Source organism: Cohnella lubricantis, from assembly GCF_014212015.1.
GTDB classification, from domain to species: Bacteria; Bacillota; Bacilli; order Paenibacillales; family Paenibacillaceae; genus Cohnella; species Cohnella lubricantis.
Window position 1 is genome coordinate 23,934 of the sequence record NZ_JACJVN010000063.1, and the last position, 14,814, is coordinate 38,747.

The 14,814-nt window shown below is 58.7% G+C and carries 13 protein-coding genes and 1 pseudogene; 3 read left to right on the forward strand and 11 right to left on the reverse strand.

What is annotated here, in order from left to right; translation table 11 throughout:
- The first annotated feature begins 150 nt into the window (after positions 1-150).
- Positions 151-4,302: a fibronectin type III domain-containing protein gene (locus H4Q31_RS16500; RefSeq protein WP_245347498.1), complete on the forward strand. Its 4,152-nt coding sequence runs from the start codon at positions 151-153 to the stop codon at positions 4,300-4,302.
- A 72-nt stretch (positions 4,303-4,374) separates the two neighbouring features.
- Here H4Q31_RS16500 and trhA read toward each other — a convergent pair whose 3' ends face one another.
- The 4 genes from trhA to H4Q31_RS16520 all read right to left on the reverse strand — a co-directional run bounded on the left by trhA (position 4,375) and on the right by H4Q31_RS16520 (position 7,857).
- The gene (gene trhA, locus H4Q31_RS16505) at positions 4,375-5,013 is read right to left on the reverse strand and encodes a PAQR family membrane homeostasis protein TrhA (RefSeq protein ID WP_185180159.1); all 639 of its coding nucleotides are present in this window, start codon (positions 5,011-5,013) and stop codon (positions 4,375-4,377) included.
- Positions 5,014-5,095: 82 nt separating this feature from the next.
- Entirely contained in the window at positions 5,096-5,977 is an 882-nt protein-coding gene (locus H4Q31_RS16510; protein ID WP_209703649.1) for an ABC transporter permease, read from the reverse strand.
- On the reverse strand, positions 5,961-6,755 hold the full coding sequence (locus H4Q31_RS16515) for an ABC transporter ATP-binding protein (RefSeq protein WP_185180160.1): 795 nt from the start codon (positions 6,753-6,755) through the stop codon (positions 5,961-5,963). The genes H4Q31_RS16510 and H4Q31_RS16515 overlap by 17 nt, the downstream gene beginning before the upstream one ends.
- 4 nt (positions 6,756-6,759) lie before the next feature.
- A complete protein-coding gene (locus tag H4Q31_RS16520) occupies positions 6,760-7,857 on the reverse strand; it encodes an ABC transporter substrate-binding protein (protein ID WP_185180161.1) in 1,098 nt (365 codons plus the stop codon).
- Between the two features lie 176 nt (positions 7,858-8,033).
- Here H4Q31_RS16520 and H4Q31_RS16525 point away from each other — a divergent pair, with 176 nt between their 5' ends.
- Complete coding sequence (locus H4Q31_RS16525; RefSeq protein WP_245347499.1) at positions 8,034-8,471, forward strand: MarR family winged helix-turn-helix transcriptional regulator; 438 nt, start codon at positions 8,034-8,036, stop codon at positions 8,469-8,471.
- A gap of 124 nt (positions 8,472-8,595) precedes the next feature.
- On the opposite strand, the gene H4Q31_RS16530 is transcribed toward H4Q31_RS16525, so the two are convergent.
- From H4Q31_RS16530 to queC, 6 genes and pseudogenes are all read right to left on the reverse strand, one after another.
- A complete protein-coding gene (locus tag H4Q31_RS16530) occupies positions 8,596-9,837 on the reverse strand; it encodes an MFS transporter (RefSeq protein ID WP_185180162.1) in 1,242 nt (413 codons plus the stop codon).
- Between the two features lie 61 nt (positions 9,838-9,898).
- Positions 9,899-10,360 (reverse strand): CBS domain-containing protein, encoded by a 462-nt coding sequence (locus tag H4Q31_RS16535; protein ID WP_185180163.1) that lies wholly within the window; start codon positions 10,358-10,360, stop codon positions 9,899-9,901.
- A gap of 176 nt (positions 10,361-10,536) precedes the next feature.
- On the reverse strand, positions 10,537-11,034 hold the full coding sequence (gene queF, locus H4Q31_RS16540; RefSeq protein ID WP_185180164.1) for a preQ(1) synthase: 498 nt from the start codon (positions 11,032-11,034) through the stop codon (positions 10,537-10,539).
- Positions 11,035-11,084: 50 nt separating this feature from the next.
- Positions 11,085-11,813, reverse strand: a complete 729-nt coding sequence (queE, locus tag H4Q31_RS16545) for a 7-carboxy-7-deazaguanine synthase QueE (protein ID WP_185180165.1) — start codon at positions 11,811-11,813, stop codon at positions 11,085-11,087.
- Positions 11,814-11,905: 92 nt separating this feature from the next.
- Positions 11,906-12,331, reverse strand: a pseudogene (locus tag H4Q31_RS16550) (6-pyruvoyl trahydropterin synthase family protein); the annotation flags it as partial.
- Complete coding sequence (gene queC, locus H4Q31_RS16555; protein ID WP_185180167.1) at positions 12,331-13,077, reverse strand: 7-cyano-7-deazaguanine synthase QueC; 747 nt, start codon at positions 13,075-13,077, stop codon at positions 12,331-12,333. The gene queC and the pseudogene H4Q31_RS16550, both read right to left, overlap by 1 nt.
- 369 nt (positions 13,078-13,446) lie before the next feature.
- Between queC and H4Q31_RS16560 the strand changes: the two genes are divergently transcribed.
- Complete coding sequence (locus tag H4Q31_RS16560; protein ID WP_185180168.1) at positions 13,447-14,583, forward strand: hypothetical protein; 1,137 nt, start codon at positions 13,447-13,449, stop codon at positions 14,581-14,583.
- A gap of 26 nt (positions 14,584-14,609) precedes the next feature.
- Here the strand turns inward: H4Q31_RS16560 and H4Q31_RS21390 are convergent.
- A partial coding sequence (locus H4Q31_RS21390) for a hypothetical protein (RefSeq protein ID WP_221626871.1) occupies positions 14,610-14,814 on the reverse strand: 205 nt, incomplete at its 5' end.

Genomic DNA, 14,814 nt, shown 5'->3' on the forward strand with positions numbered 1-14,814 from the left:
CAAAATCAGATGGGTTTTTTTGGGTAATAGGATGGATGAAAGCGAATACATGCAGCCGTAAAATGAAGAAATGAAACCGGTTTCTATCCAGGGAGGAGGGAGCAAGAGGAGCAGGCAGTTTAATATCATGACGAAGGAGAGGATTATGCGTTGATCAAAAAATCGTTCTTCCTGCTGTTGTTATTATCACTGGCGGCACCGCTGAGTCTCATCGGCTTGAGCGCGGCTTCCGCCGCATCCCCGTCCGAACCCGAGGTGTATATGCAGGACGCCTTCGAGGACGGCGATTATACAGCAAGTCCCGAGTGGACGGTATCCTCCGGCAACTGGCGCATCGCCGCAGATCCGGCCGATTCCGGCAACAAGGCGCTGAATCAGACCGATACCGGAGAAGGAATCATTACCGCCGGCGATCCCGCATGGACGGACTTCACCGTCACGATGCGCTTCTTCACCGAAGACGGCGGCAACTACCCGGGCATTCTAGCGCGCGTTCAAGATGCCCGGAACTTTTACTATTTTCAGATGCAGGCCGCTAATACGTTAGTCCTATCCAAGAGAATCAACGGCATCGACACCACGATCCGAAGCCTCCCATACGCCATGAACAAGAACACGTGGTACCAGTTGAAAATGGTGCTGATCGGCAACTCCATCAAGTGTTATATCGTGAATAACGGAACCGATCGTCTTGTATTCGAAGCCATCGACGATACATTCACCAGCGGCAAAGTCGGCATCCGCAACAAGTGGCAATCCGTTCATGTGGATGACGTCACGGTTGCGGGCGTACCTGCCGCGAACCCTTCAACGCTTCGATCCGACGCGCAGACGGGATCCGCGATCTCCTTGAGCTGGGATCCGGTAGAGGGAGCGGCAAGCTACAATATTTACCGCTCCACGGCCTCCGGGAGCGGCTATGCCTTCGTGGCCAACTCGGCTTCGACCAGCTTCACGGATACCGGCTTAAGCTCCGATACGTCTTACTATTACAGGATCGCCTTCCTGTATGGCGGACTGACGGAATCGCAGTGGTCAGCCGAGCTATCCGCAAGAACAGACGCAGCTCCTCCGGCAGCTCCCATGGGACTAACGGCGGTTGCCGTCAATTCGTCGACAGTCCGGCTGACTTGGTCGGCAGCGGACAAAGCAACCGGTTACCGAGTATACCGCGCTCCCGCTTCTAGCGATGTCTTCGGCAAGGTATATGAGGGGACGGCCTTAAGCTTCTTGGATACCGGGCTGACGCCGGATACGGCATATAAATACCAGATAACGGCGTATAATGCGACCGGCGAATCCGAAGCGTCCTCCGTTCAGGCGACAACCTTCCAGTATGACGCGCCAAGAAACTTCAAGGCAGCGGAGAAGACCGATACGTCTGTGACGTTAAGCTGGGACGCGATCGCCGGTGAGAACGTCATCTATAGGATCAGCAGAGCTGCGAGCTCCGCCGGGGCGTATACACAGATTTATACCGGAACGGATACCGAGTATACCGATATCGGCCTGACCGAAGGCACCGGCTATTTCTACCGAATCGGCGCGGTGATCGACGGCGTCGCTTCGGCTGTCTCGGAGCCGCTTGGCGTAGGTACGATGAGAACAGCCATCACGCCGGACACGATCTGGGCGGATACTTCCGGCAATCCGATTGATGCCCATGGAGCCGGGATTCTGTACGATGAGAATACGCAGAAATATTACTGGTACGGCGAGTATCATCAAGGCGCATGGCCTTCCGCAGGCGTGAGAGTGTACTCCTCGACCGACCTGCTGAATTGGACCGACGAAGGCATGGCGTTAACGCTGATCAATTCGATGGATGACTTTGCGAACGATCCGTTGATCTCAGAGCTCTACGCCGGCCGAGCCGATACACTCAGCATCTGGGCGGACATCCGCAAAGGCCGAATCGTCGAGCGGCCGAAGGTCATCTACAACGACCAGACGAAAAAATACGTTATGTGGGCCCATATCGATGGAGATAAGGACCCGTACAACGACAACGCCAACTATGGCAAAGCGCAAGCAGGATACGCGATCAGCGATTCGCCGACCGGTCCGTTCGTATACCAGAAGAGCTACCGGATGGATGAATGCCCGCCGGATCAGACCGACTATCAGCCGGGCAACCCAGGCATGGCTCGGGATATGAATCTGTTCAAGGACGACGACGGCACAGCCTACCTGATCTATTCCAGCGAAGAGAACCGGACGATCTACATCTCTAAGCTGCTGGACGACTATTCGGACGTTGTCGGCTGGCATAAGGACGGCAATGTCGACGAGAATGGCAACCCGGTCCGGGATGCCGCCTACAAGGGAGTATACGGCGAAGATTATATTCGGGTATTCCCTGGCGGTGTACGAGAGGCCCCGGCCGTGTTCAAGTATGACGGCAAATACTACCTGCTAACCTCAGGCGCTACCGGATGGTCTCCGAATGAGAATATGTACAGCGTATCAGATTCCATGCTGGGGAACTGGTCGCCGTTGAAGGATCCTTTCGTCCGGATATCGGCTTCCGATCCGAACCCGATGGCAGCCTTCAACTCCCAGACGGCTTCGGTCATTCCGGTGGACCCGGCCAACGGCAAGTTCATCTACGTAGGCGACGATTGGAACGGCGGGAACTTCTCGGCGAACGGCGGAGCCAAATACGTGTGGCTGCCGATCGAATTCAGCCAAGGCACGGACATCTCCATCAAATGGTACAGCCGGTGGACGCTCGATCTGCTCGACCAAATGAAGGGCATTGAAGCGAATGTCCAGTTGCCCGAAGTGATCGCCGCCGGTACCGAGCTCGCCCTCCCGAGCCAGATCGAAGTCTCGCCCAAAGGTTCAACGGAAACTTCGCCAACGAACGTCCTCTGGACGGTCAACGGCAATCCCGTAACCGCGAATACGTTCGCGCTGCCGGGTACCTATACGCTGCAGGCGACGCTGCCGCAGCTGGCCAACAAGACGCTGCAATTCAAGATAAGCGCCGTTGCTGACAAGACCATCTACTTCGTCAACAGCGGCGGCAGCCGAACGCCTGATTACAGCCTGATGACTTCATACCTGCAGGATACGCTGCTCAACAAGGACGTCGTCGAACAGCTGTACAATCCGGCAGATTCGACTCCATGGGGCTACGTGCAGACGAGCTCCAACCCGTCCGGTTCGGATTCCGGAGACATCTTCTCCACGCTGCGTTATTTGAACGGAGGTAATGTCACCAACTCTCCGGCCGGCACCGACCTGACCTACAAGTTCACGGTACCGAATGGAACCTATATCGTGTATACGGGCTTTAACGACATCTGGAACAACTCGAGCCGGAAGGCGGACCTGTATATCAACGACGTGAAGAAGACCGCGATCACGTATATATCCAACAAGGTCTACCGTTATCCAGTTGACGTAACCGACGGTATGATCACGATCATGGTAAGGAATACCGCCGCTCAGGACCCGTTGATCAACTGGATCATGATCGCGGATGATTCCCAGACACCTAATCCGGCGATGGGGCTGACGGCCGTTCCGGCATCGGCGGATTCGGCGGCCGTCTCGTGGAACAAGACATTGGGGGCGATCGCCTATAAGCTCTTCCGATCGACTAGCGCAGAGGGGCCTTATGCGCCTGTCTATGAAGGAAGCCAGCCCTCCTTCACCGACAGCGGCCTCGAGCCTGTCGTCTCCTATTACTATAAAGTCGGAAGCTACGGCTTATCGGGCGAGATCGCGATGTCGAGCCCCGTCTTGATGGATCGGACTCCGCCGGAATTCAACCTGCTGGTTGACGGTAGGATATTAGCCGATGGCGATTCCTTCGATGATCATCTCCCGCTAACCTTTCAAGCATCCGATGCATTATCCGGACTGGCTTCGGCTCGAGTGTCCGTAAGCGGCTCCGTGTATTCATTGGACTTGGCGAACGAGACGGCTAGCCTAACGATCGATTGGGCAGGCAAGATTGGCAGCTATACAGCAACCATCGAAGCAGAAGACATGGCAGGGAACAAGCTGCAGGCAACATACCATTTTAACGTAACAACAAGCCTTGCAGCCCTGAACGAACTGCTGGATCGTTATGAAGACCAATTGAGCCACCCATTGTTCGTCCAGCTCGATAACAGCCTCAAGCAAGCGCAGCATCAGTTGGACATCGACCGGCCCGATCATGCGGCTGATCATATGCAGGACTTCTTGAAGCATCTGAACAACCCGGCGTTGGGAGATATCGACCCGGCTGTCAAGGACATCTTGAATACAGATGCGAACGTCCTGATCCTGGAATGGTCGAATAACTAACGGAAGAAGGAAGCAGACAGCCCCCGTCCGGTATTCCGCCGGAAGAGGGCTGTCTGCCAATATCGCCATAAATTACAGTACGTACAGCAGTATCGTGAAGAAGTGAAGCACCGAGCCTCCTAAGACGAACAGATGCCACACCGCATGGTGGTATCGGAACGCGCGCCAGACGTAGAACACCGAGCCGAGCGTGTACAGCATGCCGCCCGCCATCAAGAGATGCATCCCGCCGGCCGGCATCGCTTCCTTCAGAGGCCCCCAGACGAGCACGACCATCCAGCCCATCAGCAGATAGAAGAGCGTGGAGAGGAAGAGGAACCGCTTGGTGAAGAACGCTTTGAAGACGACGCCGCCGATCGCGATGCCCCAGACGATGCCGAACACCGTCCACCCCAGCGGGCTTCTTAGCACGGTCAGCATGAGAGGCGTATACGTCCCGGCGATGTACAGATAGATACACGAATGGTCGAACGTCTCGAACAGATCCTTGACCTTGCCCTCGCGGAACGAGTGCACCAGCGTCGAAGCCGTGTACAGCATCAGCATGGTCACGCCATATACCGCGAAGCTGGTCACATGCCAAGCCGTACCATTCAGGCTTGCGAATATAATGAGCAGCGTCAGCGCCGCGATGCTCAGAACCGCGCCGATACCGTGCGTGACAGCGTTCGCCACCTCTTCCTTGCGCGAATAAACGTACGTATGCGCCATTCGATCTCCCCGCTTCCAGTTGCAACTTGTTTTCTCTATTGTGCCATCTTTTGCGGGAAAAAGCGAATCTTTGGCCTGCCGGTCAATCATGACGGAACTTCTTCGCGAGAAGCCAGCCGATTCCGTTCACAATGCCGTAGAGCGCGACCGACATGAGCGCCAGCAAGCAGATGCTCACCATGACGAGATCCATCTGGAATACCTGGCCGCCATAGATGATCAAATACCCGAGTCCCGCCTTCGACGACAGGAACTCGCCCATGATGACGCCGACCAGCGTCAGGCCGACGTTCACCTTCAGCGTCGCGATGATGTTCGGTACGCTCGCCGGCAGCATGACCATCGTCAGCATCTGCAGCTTCGTCGCGCCGAACGACTGCATCAGCTTCAGCTTCGTCCGCGCCATCTCCTTGAACCCATTCTCAATCATCATGATCGTCACGATGACCGAGATGGCAACCGCCATCCCGTAGACGGAATAGCGGTCGCCGAGCCAGATATAGAAGATCGGGCCGAGCGCCACCTTGGGCAGCGCGTTCAGCACGACGATATAAGGCTCCAGCACCCGCGAGGCGTAGGTCGACCACCAGAAGACGACGGCGATCAGCGTACCCGCGATCATCGAGGCGGCGATGCCGATCAGCGTCTCGAGCCCCGTCGTCCACGTATGCTTCCACAGGCCGCCCTCCAACGCCAGCTCGCGGAACGAACCGGCTAATTGGGACGGGCTGCTCGTCAGCATCGAATCAACCCAGCCCAGCCGCGCGGCGATCTCCCACAGCGCCAGCAGCGCCGCCAGCAGCGCGAGCCGCGAGATGACGATCTGCCAGAACGCCAGACGCTGCTTCTTCAGATACCTCCGGTACGGAAGGGATGCCATGCCGGCCGCCTTGCCGCCGTTCGGCTCGGCAGGCGTCCCGGCTTGCTCCCTCACTCTCGATCCTTCCTTACTTGGCAGCGACATGAGCCTCCAGCTCCTTCCATAGCGCGGTGAAATACGTCCGGAACCCCGCCGCCTCCCTCTTGCTCAGAGGGCTCATCGACGGCGACGATTCCCCGTCCTCCCCCAGCCGGATCTCGTAGATCGAAGAGATCGTGCTCGGCCGCTGCGACATGACCATCACCCGGTCCGCCATCGAGATGGCTTCCGGAATGTCGTGCGTGACGAGCACCGCCGTCTTCCCCTGCTCGCGGATAATGCGGTGCACCTCATCGGCCAGCGTCAGCCGCGTCTGGAAGTCGAGCGCGGAGAACGGTTCATCGAGCAGCAGAATATCCGGCTCGGCGACTAGCGTCCGGATGAGCGCTACCCGCTGGCGCATGCCCCCGGATAGCTGGGAAGGGCTGTGGCGCGCGAAGCTCCCCAGCCCGTACCGTTCCATCAGCTCACTTGCCTTCCGCTCCGCGCGCTTGCGGTCCATTCGGCGGATCTCCGCGCCGGCGAGCAGATTGCCCCGCACGTCCCGCCATTCGAACAGATGGTCTTGCTGCAGCATATATCCTACCTTCGGCGACACGCCGTCTACCTGCTGTCCGTCGATCAACACCTGCCCCTTCGTCGGCTTCAGCATCCCGGAGATGAGCGACAGCAGCGTGCTCTTGCCGCAGCCGCTCGGCCCGACGATGCTGATGAATTCTCCGCGCCGGACGCTGAGCTGGACGCCCTTCAAGGCCTCCGTCTCCTGCTTCGGCGTGAAGTAGCTCATGCCGACATCACGCATCTCGATCTGCGGCGTCTCCATCGGTTCAGCCCCCTTGACCGATCTTGTCTACGAAGCTCATATCCGCGATGGCCGACACGTCGCTCAGCTTCTCTTCGCTCTTCAGGACGCCGTTCTCGATCAGCACATTCTGCAGCGTCTCCAACGATTCCGCGGTCAGTACGGGCGATGCCGGCCACGTGTTCTGCTCCTGATACCGCTTGATAGATTGCAGGATTAGGTCATCCGGCGTGCCTTCGAAGAACGGCTTCAGCGCCTGGACGATCTCATCGTCGGACGCGGTGTTCAGCCATTCCGTCCCTTCCGCGACGGCGTTCACGAATTTCTGGATCACGTCCGGATGCTCGGCGATATAGTCCGAAGTGGCGACGTAGCCCGTCTCCGGATACTCGCCGAAGTCCGCTAGCGATGCCGCATAGTACGCCTGGCCTTCCTGAATGAGCGTGGACGCGACCGGCTCGAACTGCTGGATATAGTCGCCCTGCCCGCTCGTGAACGCGCCTGTCATCGCCGTCGCCGCGATGTTGGTGACGACCTCGGTACCCTCGACCTGCTCCTGCTTCAGCATCGAAGCCATCACCATCTGCGGCGAGCTGCCCGGCCTCCAGCCGATCACCTTCTTGCCTGCCAGATCGCTCCATTCGAACGATTCGACCGGCTCCCGCGACAGCAGGAACGAGCCGTCCTTCATCGTCAGCTGGTAGAACACCTTCAGCGTCTTCTCGCCCTTCTGGTTGTAGATGTAGATGGCTGTCTCCGGTCCGATGAGCGAGACGTCGCCGGTTCCCGCGAGTAGCGCCGCTGCCCCCTTGTCGGAGCCCTGCGAGGTGTTCATATCGATCTCCAGCCCTTGCTTCGCGAAGAAGCCCTGCGACATAGCAACGTAGTGCGGCGCGTAGAAAATCGAGCGAATCACCTCGGAGAACCGGACCTTCGTCAGCTCTTGAGGCGTTGCGGAAGCGGAAGGCGAAGCGGATGGATCTGCCGAAGGGGCTGCGCTCGCCGATCCGGACGGCGAGGCGGAAGGGGATGAATTGCCGCCGCTGCTGCCCCCGCAGCTGGCCACGATGAGCATCAAGGCCACCGCGATGAGCCAACCTGACATTTTGCCCACTCTATTCATAGGACCACTCCTTCTGATTAAGCAATGGAGGCTAATGCTCCGTACTACATTGTATCCGCCGCATCCGCCTAGGGTGACAGGACAGCCCTCGGCATCTCGCAGGGCAGGACCCGTTTTTTTTTGCAAAAAACGTTCGCTATGTTACGATAATATTTAATTAGGGGAGGTGAACGTCATTGGATGACCGCGAAGCTTTGCACCTCATCGACACCGAGCTTGCGATGCTGATTCGCCGCGCCACATCCTTCTCCAACGACAAGCGCTTAGGCCGCATGGACCGTTCCGCCTACCTGCTGCTGAACCGGATCATCTCCAGCGCCCATATCGGCGTGCGGGCGCTCGCGGATGAATTCCACTTGGACATCTCGACCGTCAGCCGGCAGATCGCGGCTTTGGAACAGAAGGGGTACGTGAAGCGCAATCCCGACCCTTCGGACGGGCGCGCCTTCTTCTTCGAAGTGACCGAGAGCGGACGCAGAGACCTGATGGATTACAAACAGGCCCGGCTCGCGCGAATTACCGATCGGCTTAAGGGCTGGACCGGCGAAGAACGCGACCGGTTCGCCGAGCTGCTGCGCAAGTTCAATCGGACGCTGGACGAGCAGTCGGATTAACGCCAGGCTTCATTCCCTACTCAGACGACAAACAGCCTTCGTGCGGCGCGCGGCCGAACGAAGGCTGTATTGGTCTGAAGGCGATTATATCAGACGATCAACGGGAAGCAACATGCGCAGCCGGTCAGTGCCCCGGCGCATGATCGACGTGCTGCACATGCTTCTTGTTGAAGAGGAAGTACAAGATGCCGACAAGGACGAATCCCGCTCCTACGAGGAACGGCACGTGCGGATTGTACCATTCTGCCAGCTTGCCCGCGAGGTACGGGGCGATCGCACCGCCGATGAAGCGGAGGAAGCTGTAAGCGGCGGAGGCGGTAGAGCGTTCTACCGGAGCGGCGTTCATGACCGCCGTCGTGATGAGCGTGTTGTTGTTGCCAAGCAGCGCGCCGACGATAACGACGATCGCGATAAGCACCCATTTGGAGTCGGTCCAGATGCCCGCGATAACCAATGTTACCGCGAAGAGCAGGAGCATGGCGGTCATCGACTTCAGCGTGCCGAACCGGCGCTGGAGCACCGGCGCCATGAAGACGGACGTGATAGCGAGCAGAATGCCCCAAGCGAGGAAGACGTACCCGAGCTGATGCGCATCGAGTCCCATCTCGCCTAGCACGAGCGGCGCGTAAGCCAGAATGGTGAAGAAGCCGAAGTTATAGAAGCAGGCGAGCAGGCCGAGCACGAACAGCGAGCGGTGCTTCGCCAAGGCGACGAACGGATCCTTCAGCGACGCCTTCTTCTTCGGAGCCGAAGACGCCGTCGGAGCCAATGTCCGTTGTTGCTTCGGCATCATCAGCGACAAGCTGACGAATGCGATGACCATCAGCGCGGCGACGCCGAAGAACGGGCCTCTCCAGGAGATGGAGCCCAGCTCGCCGCCGAGCAGCGGACCGACCGAGATACCGAGGCCGACGGCCGCTTCGTACAGAATGACCGCTTTGGCGACGCCTGACGACGAGAAGGTGACGATCGCGGTCAGCGCCGTCGCCACGAACAGCGAGTTGCCGAGTCCCCAGCCCGCGCGGTAGCCGATCAGCGCCCAGACGTCATTGGACAGCGCGCCTAGACAGGAGAAGACGGCGATGAAGACGATGCCCGCGAGCAGCGTGTTCTTGACGCCGATCCGGGAGGTGATGACGCCGGTGATGAGCATCATGACCGCCATGACGGCGTTGTAGCTGGTGAACAGAAGCGAGACCTGGCTGGCCGAAGCGTCCATCTTGGCGGCGATGGCCGGCAAGATCGGATCGACGAGGCCGAGGCCCATGAAGGCGATAATGCAAGCGAACCCGACGGCCCATACCGCTTTAGGCTGCTTGAGCAAGCTGGACTTGTCCGCAGAAGATTGCGATGTAGAAGATGACATTTGTATCCATAACCCCTTTGTGAATTTGGCTTGATGTTGGCTTGATATTGGCTTGAGAAGACTACAGCATGTGCTTGAACGTCTGCCGAATGACGTTGCCGCGGCTAATGATGCCGACCAGAACCCCATTGCGCTCGACCGGCACCTTCTTGATCTTCCGCTTCCCTAGTATGGCAGCAATGTTCTCGATCACTTCGTCCCACTGGACTTTGACGACCTTCTCCTTCTTCTGCGCGATTCGCATCACGTTCAACTGAAGCAGCTGCTGCGCCCTCTCCTCGAACTCCCTATCATCTCCTTTGAACACGGCGAAGTAGAACCCGGCTTCGATCATGATGTCGTCACGCTTGCCGATGTAGCGCATGATGTCGCCATCGCTGATGTAGCCGACGATCTCGTTCCGTTCGTTCACGACCGGGAGGCCGCTGATCCCATGCTCGAGGAACCTTTCGATGACCTCGCGTACCGTATCCGTGCTTTTCACCTTATGAACCTGTCTGATCATAAACTCGTGAGCTTGCATTCGGATGCCTCCCGGGTCGAAGTTGTTGTATTATGAAACTATATCATACTTTGCATTATATATTTACGGCAAATGTTGTCAATGCATATTATGCCGCAATTGTCTGATTTCCTCTCCAAAAAATGAAAAAGAGACTGTTCCGCCAGGCGCGATGCCTGAGAATCAGCCTCTTCAAATTAGCGGTTATCCACTTTCTCCGGGTACAGGTCGTGGTTCATCAGCCGGTATTCCGCCATCTGCTCGTACTTCGTGCCGGGCCGGCCCCAGTTGCAATACGGGTCGATGGAGATGCCGCCGCGCGGCGTGAACTTGCCCCATACTTCGATGTAGCGGGGGTTCATCAGCTTGATCAGGTCGTTCATGATGATGTTCATACAGTCCTCATGAAAGTCACCGTGGTTGCGGAAGCTGAACAGGTACAGCTTGAGCGACTTGCTCTCGACCATCTTCACGTCCGGGATGTACGAGATATAGACGGTGCCGAAGTCCGGCTGGCCCGTCATCGGGCAGACGCTCGTGAACTCCGGGCAGTTGAACTTGACGAAGTAGTCGCGCCCCGGGTGCTTGTTGTCGAACGATTCGAGAATCTCCGGCGCATATTGGAATTTGTACTGCGTGCCCTGGTTGCCGAGCAGCGTCACGCCTTGGAGCTCTTCTTGGCTTCTTCCTGCCATTGTAATTCCCTTCCTTCTCCGTGTGAAAATGTAGTGGTTGAAGCGGCGCGTTAGACGCCTTTCTTGTTGCCCCACACCCAAGCGTGCAGCTGCGGCAGCACGCGGACCCGCTTGAACTGCGCATCCGCCATTGTCTTGCCGATCAGCCATTCGTACCGCTCCACCAGATAGGGCAGCATGCGGATTGCGTGGGTCTCCTTCAGGTTGGCGTTGCCGGCCTGCAGGAAGAACGGCACTTGCGGGTAGCGCTCGTGTGCTTGCTTCGCATAAGCGAGGTCGGCGTCGTCGAAGACGACGACCTTGAGGCTGAAGTTGCGGGCGGCGGCTTCGAGCTTCCGGACGATGTCGTCCAGAGTTGGCCAGTCCGTGTTCATGCCGGAGCTCGGCGGCTTCGGCGAGATTGTCAGCTCGTCGATCTGGAGGAACCAATCCTGCCAGCGGCTGCCCTGCGTCTCTAGTGCGACTTCGATGCGAAGGGCGTGCAACGCGTCGATGAGCGTGCCGAGCTGCGAGAGCAGCGCCGGATTGCCGCCGGACAGCGTCACGTGAGCGAAGCCATCGCCGCCGAGGGCGCGCAGCTCTGCGGTTATCTCGTCTGCGGTAAGCAGGCGAATGTCATCCTTGCCGGTGCCGTCCCACGTGAAGGCGGAGTCGCACCAGGAGCAGCGGTAATCGCAGCCGGCGGTGCGGACGAACATCGTCTTGCGGCCGATGACCATGCCCTCGCCTTGGACCGTCGGACCGAAGATCTCCATGACGGGGAATCGCGCTTCCTTCATCGGCTATCCCCTTCCTTCAGTTGCAGATGCGGTTGGGGTTGCGATTGGAGGTTCGGTTGTTGCGGTTCCGGCTGCAATTGCGGCTTTGGCTGCGAATTCGGGCGGTAGACGATGTAGCTTGTCGGCGTCTCGCGCAGGAACACCTGCACGACGACCGGCTTGTTCTCAGTGCGGTCGAGATGCGCCTGCACGAGCTCGGCGATCGTCCGCGCCACGACCTCGGTCGTCGGGAAGCGGTCCGGCGTCTCGTTGCTGAAGCTGTCCGTATCTTCGTTGAGCACCGTATGGTCGAACCGATCGTGAATGAGCTTCTTAACCTCGGCGAAGTTGACGAGGAAGCCGGACGAATCCAGCATATCGCCGGCAATCGTGATGTTGGCGAAGTACGTATGCCCGTGCATCCGCTGGCACTTGCCCGCCGCTTCGGACGGCACGTAGTGCGCGGCGGCGAATTGCAGGTCTTTGTTTAATTCATATGGGTAAGGGTGAGCGACCGTCGGGTAGATCTGCTGCAGCATTAGAAGCGCTCCTCCTTGGCCCGCCACGCGGCGGCTTCGGCAGCGGCGGATGCGTCAGGTATGGCGGATGCGCCGGATGCGCTGTATGCGGCAGCGGCGGCACTGGCCAGGTAGTCGTCAAGGCCTCTCCTGCGCAGCTTGCACGCCGGGCATTCGCCGCAGCCGTCGGCCGGAATGCCGTTGTAGCAGGTCAGCGTCCGCTCGCGCACGAAGTCGAATGCGCCGAGTTCGTCCGCCAGCGCCCACGTCTGCTCCTTGTTCAGCCACATGAGCGGCGTCTCGACGACGAACGGATAGTCCATCGCCAGGTTCAGCGTCACGTTCAGCGACTTGATGAACACGTCGCGGCAGTCGGGATAGCCGCTGAAGTCGGTCTCGCAGACACCCGTGACGATGGTGTTGGCATTGACTTGCTTCGCGAGCACCGCCGCGAAGGTAAGGAACAGCATGTTGCGGCCGTCGACGAACGTCGTCGGCAGCCCGCCTTCCTGCTGCTCGATCGCGATATCGTCGCGGGTGAGCGCGTTCGGGGCGAGCTGGTTCAGCAGCGACATGTCGAGCACGTGGTGCTTCACTTGGAGCTCGCGGGCGATGTCTGCCGCGACCTCCAGCTCTTGCTTGTGCCGTTGACCGTAGTTGAACGTCACGGCTTCTACTTCGTCGTAACGCTTCAGCGCCCAGAACAGGCACGTTGTGCTGTCCTGTCCGCCGCTGAAGACGACGATCGCCTTCTTCTTGTTGTTCATGTGTATCTCTCCTCTCGAATGCGAAGAGAGAGATCCTTGATCCATCCCCAAAGAAACGGCGCGATAGCGGTGGTAACCGCCTCGCGCCGAACGCCAAGAACGACGGCCAGCGTCGGCTGCCGTTCAAGGATAGTTTTTTATAGAGGGAGTTCGCGAACCTCTCCCGGCTGCCAACCGCGTATTGGCGGGGCGTCGATGCCGGAATTCTTCTTCAGTTGTCCTTAGGTACTATAGCACAAAGGGGACCGGTTGTAGAATAGGAACCAGTTGGTTGGCGACGATTTGACCCGCGTGTATGGGAGCGTTACGATGAGAGTCATTGCGGGACAGTCCAGAAGAGACTCAGTTGAAGCTTAAGAGAAGAAGGGGATGGAATCTATGTCGCAGATGACCGATGATGCGCTCTCCGATCCGTTAGAACAGACGACCTACGGCAAGACGGCCTATCAGGCGTACCAAGGGATCATGGAGAATGAGAAGGACGACTTCTCCTGGGCGATGCTCGCGTTCGCCTTGTCGCTCATGGGCTACGATGACGAGATGAGAATCGCGCTGGCACGGTATGCCCTCTCCGGCGCGCCTTATAACCGCGAGATGTTCGCGATGGGCACATTTGGGTTCACGAAGCAGGCTCGGACATTGATGGAATGGCTGCGGCTCTTGGAGAGCAAACGCGGTGTGGCAGCCGACGCGAAGCGCGCCATCGCCGACTTCGTGAAGGATTTGTCGCAGCAAGCCGCCGGTGGTCCCGATACGAGCGGCAACCTCCATCCGGCGAATCTCCAGCCTGAGGGGATGGGTGTGCGGGAGTGGGCCAACCGGTGGTTGCCGCTGGACATGCTTCGCACGATGGAGCTAAGCGAAGCGATCGCGCGCCTCGGCAAGCTCTCCGAAGACGTGCAGACAGCGGAGGAAGCGGTGCGCGGGCTTGCGCTGCTGCCGGATTCGAACAGCGGCAAGTGGCTGCGGCGCATATGCCGCAATCCGGCGATTGCGCCGGAGGTGCAGACGAAGGCGCTGCTCGCCATGCGCGGCATCGGCATGACCGGCAACGTGAAGGTGGTCAAGCTGGGCAACGAGTACACCGTCGATCTCGGCGATCCGCAGCTGAAGAACGACCTGCCGCCGGAGCTGATGCAGGTGTACGATTGGATCGCCGTCTGGCTGCTACGAGCGGAAGGCTCTATCGGCAACGATGAGTTCGAAGCATATGCCGTGCGGGGCGAGCCGTTCCCGAAGGAGCTGTTCGACAAGACGCGGGCGGTGTTCGCCTCGCCTGCTATGGAGACGGTCAACCGTTGGCTGATGGACGTCTACTTCTACGCGTTCCCAGATCTCCCCGCCATCAAGGCGAACGATCGTCAAGCATGGGGCGAGGCTGTGCTGACCTTGCTGCAGGAGACATCTGTCCGCGGGGAGACAGTGATCGAATACGAAGCGCCTCCGCTATCTAACGCCGCTGAGGAGAGGAGAACTTGGCTCGCCCAAGCAATCGGCACTGTGTGATAGCGAAGTGTACAAGCTGTGGGCAATTAGTCTGCAAACAAGGCAGTTTTTGTGCCTTGTTTGGCGCGAGTCGGCGGGCTGATCGCAGACAAGGCAGTTTTTGTGCCTTGTTTGGCGCGAGTTGGCGGGCTGATCGCAGACAAGGCAGTTTTTGTGCCTTGTTTGGCGCGAGCCGGCGGGCTGATCGCAAACAAGGCAGTTTTTGTGCCTTGTTTGGCGCGAGCCGGCGGG